Raw genomic sequence first — 19446 nt, forward strand, 5'->3', positions numbered from 1 at the left:
CAAATGAATGTTACTGAAATCAGACGTCCGGCTGACATGGAAAGAATTACAACGCCAGAACTTGCAAAGGCTTTTATTGACGAGCAGGTTGCATTGATCAAAGAACAGGTAGGAGATAAGAAGGTTCTTCTTGCACTTTCCGGTGGAGTAGATTCATCTGTTGTTGCTGCACTTTTGATCAAAGCTATTGGTCAGCAGTTAGTATGTGTTCATGTTAATCATGGTCTGCTTCGTAAGGGTGAGCCAGAGCAGGTGATCGAAGTATTCCGTAATCAGATGAATGCAAATCTGGTTTATGTGGATGCTACAGATCGTTTCCTTGATAAATTAGCTGGAGTTGAGGATCCGGAAGAGAAGAGAAAGATTATCGGTGGAGAATTTATCGAAGTATTTGCTGAAGAAGCAAGAAAGCTTGATGGTATTGAATTCTTAGCACAGGGTACAATCTGGCCAGATATTCTTGAGTCAGAAGAAGGAATCAAAGCGCATCATAATGCAGGCGGACTTCCAGAAGATATGAATTTTGAACTTGTAGAACCAGTTAGAATTCTGTTTAAGGATGAGGTTCGTGTTGTTGGAGACGAACTCGGTCTTCCACATGGTATGGTTTATCGTCAGCCATTCCCGGGACCGGGACTTGGAGTTCGTTGTCCGGGAGCTATCACACGCGATCGTTTGGAAGCAGTACGTGAATCTGATGCAATTCTTCGTGAGGAATTTGAGAAGAACGGACTGGAAGGAAAGATCTGGCAGTATTTTACTGTTGTTCCGGATTTTAGATCTACAGGAATTAAGGATGGAAAACGTGCTTTTGAGTGGTCTTGTATTGTTCGTGCAGTATGCTCTATCGACGTTATGACAGCAACTGTTGCTGAGATTCCACATGAATTAATGGTTCATATTACAGAACGTATCACACATGAAGTTCCGGGAATCAACCGTGTACTTTATGATTTTACACCAAAGCCGACAGGAACAGTGGAATTCGAGTAATATTCGCAGCATCTATGTAACAAGAAAGAGAAGCATCATATGAAACATACATTTACATTGGCTAATGGAGTGGAAATCCCAGCAGTGGGGTTTGGCACATATAAAGCCGCAGACAACACCGATGAAGCAATTATAAGTGAAGCAATCCGACAGGGGTATCGCCATCTTGATACGGCAGCCTTTTATTTCAATGAAAAAGCAGTAGGAAAAGCTGTGCACGAGAGTGGAATTCCACGAGAAGATTTTTTCCTGACATCAAAGGTCTGGAAAGATTATCTAGGATATGATTCAACTTTGCAGGAGTTCGAAAGCACTTGTAAAAGATTAGGTACAGATTATTTGGATCTTTATCTCATCCACTGGCCAAGACCTTCTGATCTGAATGCAGAGTGGAGAGATTTGGATGTGGAGACATGGAAAGCACTGGAAGATCTCTATAAGTCGAAAAAGGTACGGGCAATCGGTGTCAGCAATTTTCTGCCACATCATTTGAACAATCTGTTAGAGCGGACAAGCATTACTCCTATGGTGAATCAGTTAGAATTCCATCCGGGATATATACAGAAGGCTGCAGTTGATTTCTGTAAGCAGCTGGGTATTCAGGTAGAGGCATGGAGTCCGATCGGTCGAGCCAGAGTTCTCAAGGAGCCACTTCTTATGGAACTTGCAGAAAAATATCAGGTATCTGTCGCACAGATCTGTATCAGATTTGCTCTGCAGTGCGGTGTGTTACCGTTGCCAAAATCCTCTTCCAGTGAGAGAATGCATCAGAATCTGGATGTTTTCGGATTTGATATAGAGGAAAATGATATGTATCAGTTGATGACTTTACCGCAGATTGGATGGTCGGGAGAACATCCGGATCGGGAGCGGGTAAGATTTTAATACAATGAAAATAAAGCTATTGAAAATGACACCCCTAAATGAGGTGTCATTTTCTTATAAGAGCTTTTTATAGAAGAGAAGTAGTCGTTTATACAACTTCTGTCATAATCTGAATGTCTGCTCATAATTTATTTCTTATTTTTAATCTGGCCATATTTGTAGAGAGCGACCATAGCATTTACGGCTTGTTCAGCAGTCGGATAAGCTGGGATTCCATGATCTCTCAACTTCATGATAGCTTCCTGACATTCTTCACCACCCTGGCATTCCATAATGAACGGTTTTCCAAGATGCTTATATGTCTCGTAAATATCGATAACCAGATCTGTTACAGCCGGAACATCTGTTACTGCTGTCGGACAGATGGATCCAAGTATTCCATGTACATTTGGGTCACGCATTACCTGTGTGAATGCACCTTTATACTGAACAGGTGAAGCTGTTCCGGAAATATCAACAGGATTAAGCGGAGAACCAAACATTGGCATATATGCACGGATTCTTCCTGCTAGATTAGGAGAAATCTCTGCCAGCTCATGCATTGGCATTCCCCGACGTTCAAAGTGATCACAGCTGAGAAGACCTGAACCACCACCGTTGGTAATCATAACGATATTGTCACCCTTTGGTGCCGGCTGCATTCCTAATGCCATTGATATATCGAGGAATTCTTGCCATGTGGTCGCACGGATAGCTCCAGCCTTTTCAAAAATATCATCATAAAATGCATCATTTGTTCCTTTGTTTTCAGAAGCAGTATGTGCAAATGCAGCTTTTTCACCAATCTTTGAACCACCGACTTTTATTGTTACGATCGGTTTATCAACACTGCGGCAAGCTTCAATAAATGCATCAGGACTATCCAGTCCTTCAATATAAATTGCAAGACATTTACTGTTTTCATCTCTTCCAGCGTAGGATATAAACTCACAGAAATCAACGTCAGCTTTATTTCCAAGTCCTACGAAGAAGCTCATTCCAAAATGATCTTTCTGTGAGGTTCCAAGTGCCGCAAGCAAGTTGGCACCTGACTGAGAAATCATTGCTACAGGACCTTTGATTGGAAGATAAGGGATAAATCCGCAGTTGAAATTAAGGTATGGACTTCCCATTCCTACAAGGTTTGGTCCAATCAGAGGCAGCTCATGATCACGACAATATTGAGTGAGTTCATCCTGCAGTGTTCCACGTCCGATTTCTTTAAATGCACTTGTGGCAATAACAACAATCTTAACTTTCTTTTCAACACAATCTTCCAAAACAGATTTAACAATGTGTGCAGGTACAGCAAGAAAAGCAAGATCGATTTCATCAGGAATATCCTTTACAGTCTTATAAGCTGTAAATCCGGCAACTTTATCTGCTCTTGGATTTACAGGATAAATCTTTCCTTTATATCCCCATGTTAAAAGGCCATCAACAACTTTATAGCCGACTTTTGTAGAATAACGGCTGGCTCCGACTACGGCAATCGTTTTTGGATTTAATGCATATTGAAGTTTATCAACAACATATTCTCTTGGATGTTTTACGATCATATTACTGCACCTCCTCTGAGTCAGTTGAGAAACGACATTTTACGGAACCGGATTCCAGTCTGTTCTGTAAAAAGTCATCCGTCATAACGCATTCTTCCCAATATCCGTTATCATCATCAAGACGGGCTACCCAACGTCTGAACTGTCTCTTTGAATTTGCTACCTTTACTTCTTCGATCTCAGCGTATCCTTCCAACATTCTTCTGATTGCTTCTACGTCATTTACTTCGGTATAAACAGTCAGCATGCAATCGTAGAAAGAGTCACCGAACTGAAGAATATCTACGAATTCCGGCATAAGTGAGAATTCATCTACGATTTCTGCCTTCCTGTAACTCGGAACATTCTGGAACATACGAACCAGATACATATGCATTGATATTCCAAGTGCTCTGTAATTAATATAAATCATTGGTAGCATAAATTTTCGTTCATCAACACACATTACAATGTCTTTTTTCATTTGCTTGCCATCTAAGCCGGATAACTTCTCCAACATATCAAAATCAAACATATCTGCGATTGATTTTGTACTGTTAAGAGCTTCGATAATAGCAAAATCTTTTTTATCTATTTTGTTCTGAACTTTAAGGAATTTCTTCTTCTGTTCTTCTCCAAAAATAAATTTTCTGTATCTGTCTTCCGGAACATCCCACTGGTTCACCAATGATTCCCTGACATCTGCTCTGATTGGGCAAAGATGTACATATTCTACTTCCGGTCTGTCTTTCCATGGCTGGATAACATCTGCAAGAAGATTGTCCAGAACTCTCATGTGATTTCCGTTAAAGAAATCGAAATCGCCCTCTGCGAGATATCCTGTACAAATATCATCTTTATTCTGATACCACTTGGCAAATTCAGCTTTTACCTTTGGATCTGTACCGTCTTTTAATTTGACAACCCAATAATAAAGTCCCCAACCGTAAACACCAACATTTGGATTCATAACGAACATGATAAGATGTTCATCATACATTCGTTTTAATCGATCCTTGATATCAGCTGGTTTGATTCCGGTTTCCTTTGCAATATAATCGATATTCCAGACTTCCGGATAGACCTGATAAAATGACTTCGCGACATTGTATGCTGCAACTTCTGTAGCATCGAGAGAATATGTTCCCGGTTCAGAGTAACCGTATCCTCTAGGTGGAAAACAGTTTTTTTTCATCCATGCCTGCTGCTGATCCGTTCCTATTGTGTATAATGTTTCTCCCATAGAATACCTACCTCCTTCTATTTTTATATACACGCTTCTTATATACCCAACATAACATAAACAAATCGATAAACCAATCTCTTTCAGATGTGTTTGAACAAAGCTAATCAGATTGTTTAAAATAGCCTAAAATCTGGAAAAGATACTTTATTTTTATGTCAATTTATACTATAATTATATATATTGCGGAGCTTTTAAAAATATATGAAAGAAGAAAAAACAATTTTATTTCAAGACAATTTTATACATAATTCTATTAAAGATGCATTCCTGCAACTCCTTATGAAAAAGGATTATATGCAAATCACTATAACGGATCTTTGCAAATATGCAGGTGTTAGCAGAGGAACATTTTATGCTCATTTTGGTAACATAGGGCAGGTGGTTGATGAATTGTTTTCAGATGCATTATGTGATATTAAAAATATGGCGTTGCTATCAGAAAATGCATCGAATTCAAATTCAAAGAAGGGGCTTTGTTGGGTTCTTCGAAAGAATCCAAAATATCAGCCGCTTTTTTTCTCAGAAGCGTTGTTTCTTCAAGCTGTAAAGCATACTGTTGCGGCACTAAGGCAAGATTTTCTTGATTTAATGAGTGGCAAGACGGAATTGGATGAAGCTTCATTAACAGATTTATTGACAGTTCAAATTATGGGATGTTTGGGGATGTGCAGAAAGCATCTGGGAGAGTCTGATGAGGAATGGTGCAGATTCCAGGGTTGCTTTGATCTCTTCCTTAAAGCAGGTTATCAGGGGATTATTCAAAAATAAGGAGAGTATTTCTACTCTCCGTTAGCGAAGAAGGGACATTGCCATTCTTCGGTATGTATGGCGTTTTCCACGAATTGCCACGCTATAGGCTGTGATATTCTCAGGTAATGCCATGCCCATATATCCGCTGTCTCCAATATGATGAATATCCGCACCGGCCATTTTACACATAAGAGCAATCTGACGAATGGTATCTTCATCTGCACCTTCCTGAGATGTTCCAATCGTTGTCATTGCCAGAGCACCTTTCTCATGCGCCTTTTTAATTAATTTACCGGCATATTCCATTGTGATCCCAGGAACTGTTCCAGGTGCCGGAAGTAATATCACGTCGGCGCCAGCATCGATAAAATCTACAATATCTTTTTCAGTAAGAATTTTTTCGCCTGCTTCTGAAATGATTCCGGATGCATGCATTTTCCCGGCTGTAAGGATTACTCGGTCACCAACAGCATCTTTTAGCTTTGAAAGTGCCTGTATGATTGCTTCATTGTCTACCCCTACTCCAGGATTGCCTGTCAGAACAATCATGTCTACTCCCATATCGGCAGCTTTTCTTGCATTATCAACGGTTGCCTGGCGACCTGTTGTCAGATTCCAGACAGACTCCTCGTCATTGTTTTTAATTGTAGCCGGTTCTAGATTTATCGCAACCATTCTTCCGGTAAGACGTTTTACTTCACGAATAGTATCTTCCGGTGATATATGTGGCAATCCCTGGATTACAGGCTGATTGACATCGAAAATATTTAACATGATCAAGTCTGCTCCAAGTGAGGTTACAAATTCTGCATTTGTAATGTTCACTAACATCGGTGTTACTGTTCCAATTGTTTCCGCAGCAAGTGTTCTTCCTTCGCTATTTGCAATAGAAGTTAATAAATCAGACTTGCTATAGGAAGATAATTCAGTTGCTGTTGTGTCTATAAGTCGCTTTGTCATGAGAGTAGTTCCTTTCTAATAATATATATTTTTCTAAAAAATTTCCTGATTAAAGTAATTTTGATTGTCTGACATCCTTCTCATGTTAGTTTTTTTTATGATTAACAATATAAATCCCTGCGCATACTAAAACTAACGCCATCAGACTCCCTACATTAAATGCCTGTTTTACCTCTCCGAGTATCAGTGCTGATAAGATCACGCTGCAAAGTGGATTCACAAATCCGAAAATCGCAACCTTGGAAACATCATTCCATGCAAGCAGTATAGACCAGAGCGTATATGCCACTGCTGAAACCAGCGCAAGATAAAATATAATTGCCAAACCACCGGCAGTTACATTTCCCAGGCGTCCGCCCATTCCAAGTCCAATTAAAGTCAGAACAATTCCGCCAATCGTGAACTGGGTTCCGCTTAATACGACCGGTGATACTTTTTTAGAAAAAAGATTAATCAGCACAGTGGATATTCCATAAGACAACTGTGCAATCAGGATAAACCCTTCTCCAATCAACTGAAAACCCATGTCCAGAGAATTTCCCATCAGATTGATTACTACAACGCCTGCAAATCCAAGAATACATCCTGCAATTTTTCTGCTTGTCATTCGTTCATTTCGAAAGACCAGACAAGACAACAGAATTGCGATAAAATTTCTAAGTCCGGTAATGATTCCACCCTTCACTCCTGAAGTGTGAGCAACGCCTATATAAAAGAAGAAATATTGTCCTACTGTCTGAGCGAGACATACGGGAACCGCATATTTTAAAAGTTCCCGATCAGGAAGCATCATTTTCTTTTCTTTGATTGATGCAAAAATTAATACCAAAATCCCAGCTAAAGTAAAGCGGATTCCGGCAAAGACAATCTGACTTGCAGTGTCTGAAGAATCTACCTGCAGAAGGTGATACCCTGTCTTAATCACCGGGATTGCACTTCCCCACAGGATACAGCATACACAAGCAAGAAGTGCTACAATACCAGTTTGAGTCAATTTGTTTTGTTTTTGTGCCATTTTCTTATTTCTCTTTTCGTATAAATTTCGTTATTTCGATTTTTTCAGGTTTTATTTTCAATATCTGATAGTTATTCGTTGCATAACGTTCATAAATAACATTATCACAAGAATGATACAATGCCAAGCTGAATTGATAAAGCGTCTTGACATCAATATTATTTTAACATATGATGAAAAATATCTTGTTGCATAAAAGTATAGCTGGCTGATTTTAAAAAATTAGGAGAAGGATAATGGATTTGAGTAAGTTATCTATGAAAAAAATTCGAGAACTGATTATTTTTACAGTGCTGCTTGTAGTTGCATTGTGGAAATTTGAAGTAGTGATCGATGTACTGAAAACGATAGGGGGAATTCTATTTCCCTTCGTACTTGGCGGAGCAATCGCTTTCGTGATCAATGTGCCAATGAGTTTTTTGGAAAAGAAGATTTTTGGCAAGGCAAAAGAAGAGAATAAGGCAGGAAAAAAGCTCGCCAGGCCGGTAAGTTTGCTTCTTACGATCATTTTGGCTGTCGGTGTAGTTGTATTAGTAATGTTTGGTGTGATTCCACAGCTTACCCGGACAATAGCAAGTCTGATGATAAGTATTGCTAATTTTATTCCACAGATGCAAGACTGGATTCGAGAGTTTTCACATAATAATCAAGATATTATGAAATTAGTAAATCAAGTACAGTTTAATCCCGATCAGGCAATTAAATGGGGAATCAGTATCCTTGGCAGCGGAGCAGGAAATATGATGAATACGACAATGTCGGCAGTGGGCTCTATTGTCAGTGGATTTGCTACATTTTTCATTGCGTTTTCTTTTGCGTGCTACATTCTTTTTCAGAAAGAAAAACTGTATGTACAGATAAGAAAAGTATTTTTTGCATTTATTCCGAAACAAAAAGCAGAGGCATTCCTGAAAATTTGTTCTCTGACCTATCGAACATTTGCAAATTTCCTTACAGGGCAGTGTGTAGAAGCTGTGATTCTCGGAAGTATGTTTGTTGTTACACTCAGTATTTTAAAAATGCCATATGCACTTTTGATCGGAACTTTAATTGCATTTACTGCATTGATTCCGATCTTTGGAGCTTTTATCGGATGTGCAGTGGGTTGCTTTTTGATTTTTATGGTAAGTCCTAAGCAAGCAATTTTATTTATTATTGTATTTTTGATTCTTCAGCAGATTGAAGGCAATCTGATTTATCCGCATGTGGTTGGTGGCTCTGTCGGGCTTCCGTCAATCTGGGTGCTTGCTGCTGTTACGATCGGTGGCAATCTCATGGGAATCGTAGGAATGCTTATTTTTATTCCATTAGTTTCAGTTTTGTACACTATTTTCAGGGAATTTGTATATCTTCGTCTGAAGGAAAAAAATATAAAACAAGTGACAAAGACAGTGGTGGAAGAATATACGGCAGAGGAAATTGCTGCAATGGAAAAAAATATAAAAAAGAATAGAGAATAAGAGGAAAACAAAAAGCGGAAAATCTCATTAGATTCAGAGGTTTTCCGCTTTTAAGTGCTTTGCTTTACAAGAGAAACGAAGGAGAGCCGCTATTTGAAGTTTTCTTCATGATCGTTTTCTTTTGCTTTTTTCAGTTTTTTGAATGTTATTTTTTTGATGCTTTTCTTAACTATAACTACGATAACAGCTATGACTGCTGCACATACAATAAGAATCGGTAATGCACCAAGAATTCCAATGATGAGATTCCTGAAACCGTGACCTACTTTATACAGGTTGTCTCCGAATCGATCTTTAATCTCTTCGAAGAAGCCCTTATCACCCGCATCTGTCATACGTTCGACTTCAAATATCTCTACATGTACTGTGCTGTAATCAATCTGATTGTCCAGAAGTCTAAGTTGACTTTCGTAGCTTTCTATTTCATATCGAATATCGGATAATTTACTTTCAATGGCTAACAGGTCTTCCATATTTTCTGCAGTAGAAAGCAACTCCATCAAACGTGCCTGTTCCGTTTCTAAAGCTTTTTTATGACTTTCCACATCTACATACTGAAGTGTCACATCTTCCACGGACTCATTTTCTTGTGTTACATTTCCAAGTTCACCGACGATATCCACGAATTCATTTAACTTGTCTGCCGGAATTCGTATGGTGTAGCTTGCATACCGGGTTGTCGTGTAAGAATAACTGTTGCCGCTGATAGAAGAATTCTCGACATAGCCACCTAGTTCCGTAGTTTTTGTTTTTAAGTTATTGAGTACAGAATCAAATTCTTTTGTCTGCAAAGACAGAGAAACCGTTCGGATCAATTTACGTCCATTTTCTACTTGAGCTTCCAATCCATTTCCTGAAGTGATTCCTGTATCGGCTGTTTCCGCAGGTTCTTCGCAGTATTCGTTTTCTGAATAATCTGTACCGTAGACAGATTCCATGGTTGCACTGTCCTCAGATGTCGACATTGATTTGCTTCCGCATCCGACAGTCAGCAGAGCCAACATTAGTGCTAAGAAAAATGCAATTCTCTTTTTGAATTTCATACAAACACCTCCATTCTGTTGATAGGCTTTGAGTGAACATATAAAGGAACATTGATTCACATTGGACAGCTTCTTTTTTCTCCTTTGTCCATGTCTCCGCGTAAATAGTGCCCATTAAATTCCATATTAATGTCACGGATCTCTTTTTTACCTTCGATATACTCATCGTACATTTCTGAAAGTCTTGCCATGCAACCATCGCAGCTTGCAGAAATGTTGCCTAAAGATTCTTTTACGATCTGTTTTCTTTCCTCTACGGTTGTATCTTTTATTAAAATGCTTTTGAATTCCATGATAGTTACCTCTGCTTTCTTAAAAATCAAGTGATATTTCTAATAAAAGTATAACATAAAACATGATCAACTGTATAGTTCTGGGAGAATATAATCCACCCCCTGTCAATCGACAGAGGGCGGATTATCTTAAAAAGATATGAAAAGATTTATTCATATTTATCTGCAAAGCAGATGCGTTTTAATCCTAACAGTGGCGCAGCTCCGGAAGCAGTTGTTCCGAAGAACAGCACCTCCTTATCAAGATCTAAATAATCGATGATTGATCCGTTACAGAGAGTACTTCCGGTGCACAGAATCAATTCTGCATAGGAGTCGCGGATTTCTTCTTTCATGGCAGTTCCGTCTTCAACACGGATTCCAAACTTCAAACTTCCATTGATAATTGCAATAGTTACAGATAAAAGAAACATAACTCCTATTACCCCAAGGAAATAGGCTGTTGCTCTTTTCATCAGAGTTTCTGTGATATATCTTAAGATACTAAGATTTATGACATTAAATATACTTGTAAGAACCGAAATCACAACCATCAACAAAATATATTTCGCATCTATTTTCCAAATATACTTAATGCAATATAATGTATTATTAAATGTTTTATTTTTTTTCAGATAGTCATCTCTCCTAGTATGCAAATTTTAATCTATTTGTTCACCTGATGTTTTTTAAAAATCCAATAACTAAATGTTGAAAATATAATCGCTCCAAATCCATTTACTATCATTGCCATATCCGGCCATTTTATTACTACTTTGCCTATGCTATAGGTTATATATGATTGGAATGAAAAATCCGCAATCTTAGATGGTAATAATGACAACATTCGGCTCCAAGTATATCCACCTGTATCCGGTGATAAAAAGGTCGGTATTATAATTAAAAGAAAGGCAATGATAATAACACCATATGCGTTTTTTAGTACTGCAGACATCAAAAGCGTTATTCCTGCAATTCCCAAGGTAAAGAAATATGCTAAAATCAAGGCATAAATCGTTCCCTCTGCCATTGATAAGTGGTATCCAACTGATACCGCAGGGTATTTTAATTGAATTGGTAAATCTGCACCATCTGTCCCAAGGAGGCCAAGATATACCGCAGAATAAATCAACGTAATTCCCCAATATACACAAGTAGTGAATAGCCACACCACAATAATTTTTGTGGAAACCAACCTGCTTTTCCCATATTTCATACACAATATTAGCGAATCACATTTAGATTGATATTCGCCTGAAAAAATCGGTGCAATTCCAATGCAGATAATCATCATAATCAGTACCGGCCATGTCAATGCATCCAAAATCATATCCCAACCTTTATGGTAACCATACTGATATTCGGATATTTTTTTTACTTCACCCTCCCAATAATCTGCTTCTATAGAAGTAAGTTTCCCATTCTCTTCTAGTAATTGAATATATTTTTGATCTCGGTCAAGACGTGCCTGTGTAAAATCCTTTCCTGCATTATTTTCAAGAACATCTTTTATGTCACTTCCACTTCCAGGCTCTTCATATACATTTGTTATCAAACTTAACAGCTCTTTGTTTGGCAGATAAAATGTACTATATTTTTCTTGGGACAGATAATGGTATGCTTCATTGTTTGAGCTTGTATCTGGGTTATTGATATATTCCAAATATTGATCTACAATTTCATTCACTCTATCCTGTGTTAGTTCTTGCCGCTGCTGAGTATTTTGCAACACCTCAACGGCAGTCATTCCACTAACGGTCTGGCCATTTTCATCTGTTGCTGTAATTTGAAAAATACTTGAACACACACAGAAAACTAAAAACAAACTACATCCTATAACTGATATTTGTGTCAACCTGCTCGTCCAGATCTTCTTCCATTCATATTTGATCATTCCACTCATTAACTATTCTCCCCTGCTTCCATTTCATCTGAAAAATATTTCAAATATAAATCTTCCAATGTCGGTTCAACATTAATGGCGTCATCAATTGGAGCTTCTGTAGATATGATTCTGGCCTCTACATGATTTGCTAATGCATGTGAATTGGCTATACAATACTGTGTCTCAAATTTTGTCCATTCTTTATTTGGAATTTTGCAGGACCATACTTCCCCATTAACTTTATCAAGCAGTTCTTCCGGCGTACCCTGCAAAATAAAACAACCTTTTTTCATCACCAGTACCTGGTCTGAAATATATTCTATGTCTGATACGATATGTGTTGATATAATAATAATTTTATCTTTTGACATTTCAGATATAATATTTCGGAAATATGCACGTTCTTTAGGATCTAATCCTGCTGTTGGCTCATCTAAGATAAGAATTTTAGGATCATTTAACAAAGCCTGTGCAATTCCTAATCTTCGTTTCATTCCGCCTGAAAAAGTCCTTATTTTTCTGTTAGCCTCGTTTTCAAGATTGACCAGTCTTAATAGTTGTCTTGTTTTTCGCTTAGCATATTGTGGCTGCAAACCTTTAATTGAAGCAATATACAGCATGAAATCTTGTGCTGTGAAACCTGGAGTATAACCAAACTCTTGCGGAAGATACCCCAAAATGTCCCGAAATCTTTCACCCATCTGTATATTATTTTCACCATCTATTTTTATTTCTCCAGACGTAGGTTCAATTATTCCACAAATCATTTGTAAAAGCGTTGTCTTTCCTGCACCATTTGCACCTAAAAAACCATATACACCTTCCGTCAATATAGTATCTATTTGTTTCACTGCTATTTTATTTTTAAATTGTTTAGAAAGGTGTTCCATAGCTAATTTCATTTAGATTTCCTCCTGCTCTTTTAAGAAGTTTACGCATTTCTATCATCATACCAAGTAAAGCAATCAACCCTATCCCTATCCATATGCCCAAATATGAGGTTTGAAATATTTTTACATCAGATATTTTAAGTATTGTAATTATGCAACTTAAGCATGCTCCCCATGCCCCCGAATATAACGGTATATTTTCTTCTCTGCTTCTATTTAAAATTAACATACATCCAAAGCACATTATTATATAAGGAACTATTCCATATAAAATAACTTGCCAAATTACAGTTTGTTTTAACATAGATATGCCAAGTGCCATAGTCATAAAAAACAATAGATCAAACAATCCAAATATAGTTAAGCGAACCATTAAAACTTTGCTGAAAGAATTCTTTGCTGTTATCTGTATTTCCAACATCCCCGGTTGGAAGACATTACATAACTCCTTTGCATTAATGAGGCATAAAATGGGGCCAGAAATTGCGATTAATGTCCAAAACCAACTACTTATGTTAATTTGCTCTGTAATCAGCAGATATAATACTAAAGCAGAAACAATAATTTTTAAAAACCATGTTTCTGTTTTTATAAATCTCAACTGATCACAAAAAAATTCAGTGCTACTCATTCTTAAATTTTCTGGATGCAACGTTATCTTTTTCGCTTTTGCAATTGTTTCTTTGTATTTATGTGTATCATAGGCAGGTACCTCAATTTTATTTAGTTCCTTTTTTAAGCGTTTCTGAAACATTTTTATATCTCCAATCTTCTCTTTAAACTTTTTTCCGCATTCTTTAGTTTATATCTTACCGTGGAGGCTGGAATACCCATAACCTGGGAAATATCCTTGATTCTGAAATCTTGATAATATCTTAAAATTATAATTTCTTTTTCTATCTCTTCGAGTGAATTTATCGCTTCCCAAATATTTAATTGTTCTAATTTCCTATCAATCCCTCCAGAATCAAATCCTTCTATAACTGTTTCTAAATTTACTTGTTTTGCTTTTCGCAAATAATCACGGATACAATTCTTGGCAATTACATATAAATAGTTTCTCAGTTTACCATACTCTTTGTACCTATCTATATGCTTAAGAAACTTCAAAAAAACTTCCTGAGTTATATCTTGAGCCGCATTACTATTACCTACATGATAATAACAATACTTATATATACTCATATAATTTTTCTGAATTACTTGATCTATTTCATCATTGCTATTTGTAAGTTTGATCAGTCGTTTATTTTCGAACATAAAATTATCTCCCGGTTTTTCTGCTCTAATTCTCTAATAAATTATTATCCTTCTATAATGTATAACGATTAAACCTCAAAAAAAAGCAAATTTTCTTTTAAATATTTTTGTAACTCTGCCTTTTTATCCATAACTTCAATGTCCCGTTTGATAACAACCAGGCAGAACGTGATCTTCGGATGATAAAAGTCAAGACCAAAGTATCCGGATGCTTACGAAGCTATCAAAAATGCGATTACAGGTCACCCTGATTTCATCTTTGAGTATAGCTGGTTCTGAATAGTTACAGAGATCCTATAAAATAAGGACGTCAAAACTATGACCAGACATTAGACAATTCGTTGTCGAATGTCTGGTTTTTGTATATCCGGGTGTGGTTTGTCCATTGTTGGAAGATAGAAATTGAGCTAAACTATCATAATCTGCAAGACAATGCTTATTGTAGGAGCAGCACTATTAGCAGAGGGTGGAATGAGACACTACATGGTGCATTGCACAGTAAGGACAGAACCGTAAATGTTGGAAACGTGTTAGCAAAACAAAACAGGAGAAAACTACAATGAATGCAACAAATACTTTAAAGAAACTGGGAATCGAGAAAACATTTGAATATATTTATAAAGATCCGGATAAAAATATGCCGAAGATCATGGATTGGGCGGATAAATTTGCAGATGGAGAGTTCCCGACACAAAGAGAGATGATCCGTGAAGCGATTACGAATCCAGAGCATCCATATTATAATTTTATCCTACATCTGCCTGCAACCTTCACTGCACAGGATGCTGGGCAGCAGAATATGGTCACAAACTGAATCTTACTTATGACGAGATTGATGACATTATCTGTCAGGGAAAAAAGCTTGGTGTTTACTTATACATTTACACAGGCGGAGAACCCGGAAAAACTCCGTGAGATGGTTGCAAAGTCAGGAGCACATTCTACAGACCTTCAGTCTCCGGAAACGGTAGAGCATCTCTGCGCAAAATGCGATCAGTACGCAAAGGACTGGCAGCCGGCAGCAGACAGGCTTTGGATGCGTTGAATGGAAATATAATAGATGTGGATGATGATGTGAGATGACAGATTGTAGTTTTATCGACTTCAAGAAATGAAAAGAATATGCTATACTTATAAGAAAAGAAGAAAGAACGTTACTGTTCACTCCCGTGTCAATCACTCCGCTGATTGACACGGAGGATGCGTGTTTTGACTTGAATGCATCTCGCCCCATCGCCAAAGGCGATTTAAAATGGCGAGATGCGTTGCTGGTCGCACATCGTGTGAACAGTAACGAACGAACGGACGGAGAGGCGTAGGTATGGCGGAAGTACATGGGGAATCAAAGTTGACTTTTTTGGAGTCGACGAGTATTATCATAGGACACGGCGTGGGATCGGGAATTCTTTCGGTCCCATTCCTTGCATCCAGAAATAACTGGTATGATATCATCTGGATTGCAGCAGTAGCTTATTGCATGAATCTTCTGCTGCATTTTATGATTGCGGAACTGTCTTTGAATAACAATGGCGCGCAGTTTATCAAATGCTTTGAAAATGAGCTGTTTGTGGGAAAGCTGAAGATGGCATGTACATGGCTGGCGTTTGGTCTGCTTGGCTTTTCGGTTGTAGTGAATGTGAGTGGATTTATTACCGGTGCGGCAGCAGTATTTTCAGCATGGTTTCACCTTCCGTCAGTGGCCGGGATGCTGCTCTTCTATGTATTGGCGGCAAGTGTGGTCTATATCGGAATGAAACTGGTCGGTATCTGTGAAAAAATTGCAGTGATTTCTATGTTTGGAGTCATAGGAATCCTTTTTGTAGCAACGATGCTTTCAGAGACAACAGAGCTTTCGACAAAGTTCTATTCGAATAACAATATGCTGGCACTTTATAGCATGATCGCATTTTCCTTATCTGCGGTTATGTCTGTGCCACAGGTTGTGAAAGGTTTAGAAGGAGACGAAAAAGGCATTCGTAGAGCAATTGCATCAGGCACGGGATTGAATATGGGATTAATCCTTTTGATTACCTTTATGACGCTTTTGGGATGTTCAAATGTAACAGAGAACGGAGCATTAGTGGATCTTTCCGGTCATCTTGGCGGATGGGTCAGCATTATCGGATATGTATTTTCCTTGCTGGCTCTTGCAACATCTTTCTGGGCAAATACATTGAATCTTCGAGATATCGTGAATGAACAGACGAAATGGGGCGAAAAGATCAGCTGGCTTGCGGCTACAGTGCCATGCCTTGTGATCGCGCTTATGGGTGTGCAGAGCTTTGTTGGTTTCACAAGAATGGCAAGTGTGGTTCAGGTTCTGACAGGAGTAGGAGTGATTGTTGCATACAATCGTTCCAGAAAACGTGCGGGAACTAGCTTGATCTGCGGAAGACTTGGTAGTTTGCCGTTCCAGATATTAGCAGTAGCAGCTTCGTTGGTAGCATCTGTAGGAGCAGTGCTTACGGTGACAGTATGAAATTACAAATATGTTATTACAAAAGTTGATGAAGAAGGAGATTAGAAAATGCAAGAACAGATGAAAGGGAACAGTAGTATTTTAGAAAGATTTGAATTCAGGGATATTAGACAGGAAGAGGCCGATCAGGCAGTCTTGATTGAGAAAATTTGTTTCCCGCCAAATGAAGCATGTTCTGAGAAACACATGAAGGAGCGAATCGGTGTGACTCCAGAATTGTTTTTAGTTGCGGTAGATAAAACAACTGGGAAGTTAGCGGGATTTTTGAATGGAATAGCAACGGACGAGGAAAAATTCCGAGATGAATTTTTTACAGATGCATCTTTGAATAATCCAAAAGGAAAGAAAGTTATGATCCTTGGCTTAGATGTATTACCGGAGTATCGAGGACAAGGTCTGGCACGAGAGATTGTAAGATGTTATCTGCAAAGAGAAGAAGAAAAGGGAAGAAAAGAAATTGTTCTTACCTGCCTGGATGGAAAAGTAGAGATGTATAAAAGATTTGGTTTTGTAGATCTGGGAATGTCAGATTCTGTCTGGGGTGGAGAAGAATGGCATGAAATGACATATTATCTGAGATAGAAGCAAATAACGAATGATAGTGAAAGCTGTAAAGTCTAATGGAAAATATTTGCCAAAGACTTTACAGCTTTTTTCTAAAAATGTATGATAAGAAAGGAAAATGGTAACTGTTCAGAGCCAAGCAAAATTTCAAAAGCAGATATGAAATGCTTGCATTTTTAAGGCTGTTTTTGAAATTTTATTTGGCGGATACGCCACACCGACGAAATGCGTAGCATTTTGGAGGTTGGCTCTGAACAGTTACGGAAAATGAAAAACATGAGATAGATAAGACGAGGAGAAAATATCATGGAGTATTGGGATATTTATGATGCGGAGAAACGGCTGACCGGAAGAACGATGAAGCGAAATGACTGGTGCTTAAAGGATGGGGAATACCATCTGACAGTGCTTGGAGTTGTGGCAAGACCGGATGGAACATATCTGATCACGAAACGTGTAATGACAAAAGCGTGGGCACCGGGTTGGTGGGAAGTATCCGGCGGTGCAGCGCAGGCAGGAGAGTCTTCTGAGGAAGCGGTATGCCGTGAAGTGAGAGAAGAGACAGGATTAGATATTTCTAATGCAGAAGGCGGATATGTATTTACTTATAAGCGAGAAAATCCGGGCGAGGGTGATAATTATTTTGTTGATGTATATCGCTTTGTGCTTGATATTGATGAGAATGATCTGAAACTTCAGACAGAAGAAACAGATGGATATATGTTCGCAACTAAGGAGGAGATTGAAAACTTTGCCAAGGAGGGAATCTTCCTCCATTATGACAGTATTAAGAGAGTGTTTGAACAGTTACAATAATTTATAGAATGAGGAAAAGTTATGCATTCAGAAAAGAAGAAAAACAGATTTGAAATTGATATGTGCAATGGCTCGATCATGAATAAGCTGATTTCTTTTTCAATTCCGCTGATGTTATCTGGAATTCTGCAGCTTGCATTTAACGCAGTGGACATTGTTGTAGTGGGAAGATTCAGCGGAAGCGAGGCACTGGCAGCAGTCGGATCAACCACAGCACTGATCAATGTATTTACTAATTTATTTATAGGAATATCTCTTGGGGCAAATGTACTTGCGGCCAGATTCTATGCGGCAGGGCGCGAGAAAGAGATGTCGGAGACGGTGCACACAGCGATTACATTTGCAATTATAAGCGGAGTTGTGATGGCATTAGTTGGATTGTTCTTTTCCAGAGGAGCACTTGAACTGATGGGAACACCGGATAATGTAATCAATCTTTCGACACTATATATGAAGATCTATTTCCTGGGAATGCCGTTTTTTATGCTATACAATTACGGTGCGGCAATCTTAAGAGCGGTTGGAGATACGAAGCGGCCACTTTTCTTTTTGATTGTAGCAGGTGTGATCAATGCGTGTTTAAACCTTTTACTTGTAATTGTTTTTCATCTGGGAGTGGCGGGTGTTGCAATTGCAACTGTGACAGCACAATTTGTATCATGTATTTTGGTACTGCGTTGTTTATATAAATCAGAAAGCAGTTATCAGCTTCGCTTTTCGAAGTTAATGATAAAAAAAGTATATTTAGGACAGATCTTCCAGGTGGGAATTCCGGCAGGAATCCAGAGTACCGTGATCAATTTCTCAAATGTACTTCTGCAGTCATCGGTCAATTCTTTCGGATCTGTGGCAATGGCAGGATATACGGCAGCGAATAATATTTTCGGATTTTTATATGCATCGATCAATGCAGTGACACAGGCATGTATGAGTTTTACAAGCCAGAATTACGGAGTCGGAAAATGGAAACGAATGGACAGAGTCTTAGTTGACTGCCTGATTCTTTCCACAACGATTGCATTAATTCTTGGTGGAGGTGCGTATCTCTTTGGACCGGAACTTTTGAAGATTTATACTGATGATCCTCAGGTTATCAGCTGTGGTATGGAGATCCTTCTGTATACAACAGTTACTTATTTTCTATGCGGATGGATGGATCTGTTCCCGGGATCTCTTCGTGGAATGGGAAAATCAATTGTGCCGATGCTACTTTCCGTAATCGGAACAGTCGGAACGAGAATCGTCTGGATCTTTGGAATATTTCCAAAATTCAGATCGTTAAAGATTTTGTTCATTTCCTATCCTGCATCCTGGATCATTACGATCATGCTGCAAGTGATTTGCTTTATTTTTGTTAGAAGAATCGTCTATGCACCGTTGAAAAAACGAGAGGCCATGATATAGTAAAAAA

General features: G+C 38.3%; 21 protein-coding genes and 2 pseudogenes. 12 read left to right on the forward strand and 11 right to left on the reverse strand.

Annotated features, from left to right (window positions below; translation table 11 throughout):
* Positions 1-36 precede the first annotated feature (36 nt).
* Positions 37-993, forward strand: a complete 957-nt coding sequence (gene guaA / locus ACZ47Z_RS02645; RefSeq protein ID WP_334296011.1) for a glutamine-hydrolyzing GMP synthase — start codon at positions 37-39, stop codon at positions 991-993.
* A 39-nt stretch (positions 994-1032) separates the two neighbouring features.
* Positions 1033-1878 (forward strand): aldo/keto reductase, encoded by an 846-nt coding sequence (locus ACZ47Z_RS02650; RefSeq protein ID WP_054754301.1) that lies wholly within the window; start codon positions 1033-1035, stop codon positions 1876-1878.
* 128 nt (positions 1879-2006) lie between these two features.
* On the opposite strand, the gene ACZ47Z_RS02655 is transcribed toward ACZ47Z_RS02650, so the two are convergent.
* Complete coding sequence (locus tag ACZ47Z_RS02655; protein ID WP_055146702.1) at positions 2007-3416, reverse strand: acetate--CoA ligase family protein; 1410 nt, start codon at positions 3414-3416, stop codon at positions 2007-2009.
* A gap of 1 nt (position 3417) precedes the next feature.
* Positions 3418-4638 carry a hypothetical protein gene (locus tag ACZ47Z_RS02660; protein ID WP_054754306.1) on the reverse strand — a complete coding sequence of 407 codons (1221 nt, stop codon included), beginning with the start codon at positions 4636-4638 and terminating at the stop codon, positions 3418-3420.
* Between the two features lie 204 nt (positions 4639-4842).
* On the opposite strand from ACZ47Z_RS02660, the gene ACZ47Z_RS02665 reads away from it, so the two are divergent.
* Complete coding sequence (locus ACZ47Z_RS02665) at positions 4843-5409, forward strand: TetR/AcrR family transcriptional regulator (RefSeq protein WP_117542309.1); 567 nt, start codon at positions 4843-4845, stop codon at positions 5407-5409.
* A gap of 21 nt (positions 5410-5430) precedes the next feature.
* Here ACZ47Z_RS02665 and ACZ47Z_RS02670 read toward each other — a convergent pair whose 3' ends face one another.
* Both ACZ47Z_RS02670 and ACZ47Z_RS02675 read right to left on the reverse strand, forming a co-directional pair.
* On the reverse strand, positions 5431-6351 hold the full coding sequence (locus tag ACZ47Z_RS02670) for a DUF7916 family protein (RefSeq protein ID WP_464525843.1): 921 nt from the start codon (positions 6349-6351) through the stop codon (positions 5431-5433).
* 85 nt (positions 6352-6436) lie between these two features.
* Positions 6437-7366, reverse strand: a complete 930-nt coding sequence (locus tag ACZ47Z_RS02675; RefSeq protein WP_464525844.1) for a DMT family transporter — start codon at positions 7364-7366, stop codon at positions 6437-6439.
* Positions 7367-7602: 236 nt separating this feature from the next.
* Here ACZ47Z_RS02675 and ACZ47Z_RS02680 point away from each other — a divergent pair, with 236 nt between their 5' ends.
* Positions 7603-8826: an AI-2E family transporter gene (locus ACZ47Z_RS02680; RefSeq protein WP_464525845.1), complete on the forward strand. Its 1224-nt coding sequence runs from the start codon at positions 7603-7605 to the stop codon at positions 8824-8826.
* Between the two features lie 89 nt (positions 8827-8915).
* Here ACZ47Z_RS02680 and ACZ47Z_RS02685 read toward each other — a convergent pair whose 3' ends face one another.
* The 7 genes from ACZ47Z_RS02685 to ACZ47Z_RS02715 form a co-directional block, all read right to left on the reverse strand.
* Entirely contained in the window at positions 8916-9869 is a 954-nt protein-coding gene (locus tag ACZ47Z_RS02685) for a DUF4349 domain-containing protein (RefSeq protein WP_054754314.1), read from the reverse strand.
* Between the two features lie 56 nt (positions 9870-9925).
* Positions 9926-10162, reverse strand: coding sequence for a hypothetical protein (locus tag ACZ47Z_RS02690; RefSeq protein WP_015528065.1), 237 nt, complete (start codon positions 10160-10162; stop codon positions 9926-9928).
* Between the two features lie 149 nt (positions 10163-10311).
* The gene (locus ACZ47Z_RS02695) at positions 10312-10617 is read right to left on the reverse strand and encodes a hypothetical protein (protein ID WP_147340821.1); all 306 of its coding nucleotides are present in this window, start codon (positions 10615-10617) and stop codon (positions 10312-10314) included.
* Between the two features lie 191 nt (positions 10618-10808).
* Positions 10809-12044, reverse strand: coding sequence for an ABC transporter permease (locus ACZ47Z_RS02700; protein WP_118142514.1), 1236 nt, complete (start codon positions 12042-12044; stop codon positions 10809-10811).
* Positions 12044-12928 (reverse strand): ABC transporter ATP-binding protein, encoded by an 885-nt coding sequence (locus ACZ47Z_RS02705; RefSeq protein WP_464525846.1) that lies wholly within the window; start codon positions 12926-12928, stop codon positions 12044-12046. Before ACZ47Z_RS02705 ends, ACZ47Z_RS02700 begins: the two co-directional genes overlap by 1 nt.
* The gene (locus tag ACZ47Z_RS02710; protein WP_118175787.1) at positions 12900-13670 is read right to left on the reverse strand and encodes a hypothetical protein; all 771 of its coding nucleotides are present in this window, start codon (positions 13668-13670) and stop codon (positions 12900-12902) included. Before ACZ47Z_RS02710 ends, ACZ47Z_RS02705 begins: the two co-directional genes overlap by 29 nt.
* A 2-nt stretch (positions 13671-13672) precedes the next feature.
* Positions 13673-14176: an RNA polymerase sigma factor gene (locus ACZ47Z_RS02715; protein ID WP_054754325.1), complete on the reverse strand. Its 504-nt coding sequence runs from the start codon at positions 14174-14176 to the stop codon at positions 13673-13675.
* A 122-nt stretch (positions 14177-14298) separates the two neighbouring features.
* Here ACZ47Z_RS02715 and ACZ47Z_RS02720 point away from each other — a divergent pair.
* The 8 genes and pseudogenes from ACZ47Z_RS02720 to ACZ47Z_RS02755 form a co-directional block, all read left to right on the forward strand.
* Positions 14299-14394: pseudogene (locus ACZ47Z_RS02720) on the forward strand (IS66 family transposase); the annotation flags it as partial.
* Positions 14395-14735: 341 nt separating this feature from the next.
* Positions 14736-14990: a hypothetical protein gene (locus ACZ47Z_RS02725; RefSeq protein WP_054754327.1), complete on the forward strand. Its 255-nt coding sequence runs from the start codon at positions 14736-14738 to the stop codon at positions 14988-14990.
* Positions 14927-15076 (forward strand): annotated as a pseudogene (locus tag ACZ47Z_RS02730) (radical SAM protein); the annotation flags it as partial. The gene ACZ47Z_RS02725 and the pseudogene ACZ47Z_RS02730, both read left to right, overlap by 64 nt.
* Entirely contained in the window at positions 15042-15221 is a 180-nt protein-coding gene (locus tag ACZ47Z_RS02735) for a hypothetical protein (RefSeq protein WP_181966565.1), read from the forward strand. The pseudogene ACZ47Z_RS02730 and the gene ACZ47Z_RS02735, both read left to right, overlap by 35 nt.
* A gap of 276 nt (positions 15222-15497) precedes the next feature.
* On the forward strand, positions 15498-16655 hold the full coding sequence (locus ACZ47Z_RS02740) for an aromatic amino acid transport family protein (RefSeq protein WP_157050504.1): 1158 nt from the start codon (positions 15498-15500) through the stop codon (positions 16653-16655).
* 48 nt (positions 16656-16703) lie between these two features.
* Positions 16704-17237 (forward strand): GNAT family N-acetyltransferase, encoded by a 534-nt coding sequence (locus tag ACZ47Z_RS02745; RefSeq protein ID WP_464525847.1) that lies wholly within the window; start codon positions 16704-16706, stop codon positions 17235-17237.
* A gap of 288 nt (positions 17238-17525) precedes the next feature.
* Entirely contained in the window at positions 17526-18035 is a 510-nt protein-coding gene (locus ACZ47Z_RS02750; RefSeq protein WP_117835182.1) for an NUDIX hydrolase, read from the forward strand.
* Between the two features lie 21 nt (positions 18036-18056).
* Positions 18057-19439, forward strand: a complete 1383-nt coding sequence (locus ACZ47Z_RS02755) for an MATE family efflux transporter (RefSeq protein WP_464525848.1) — start codon at positions 18057-18059, stop codon at positions 19437-19439.
* Positions 19440-19446: the final 7 nt, after the last annotated feature.

This window comes from Mediterraneibacter faecis, assembly GCF_055383675.1.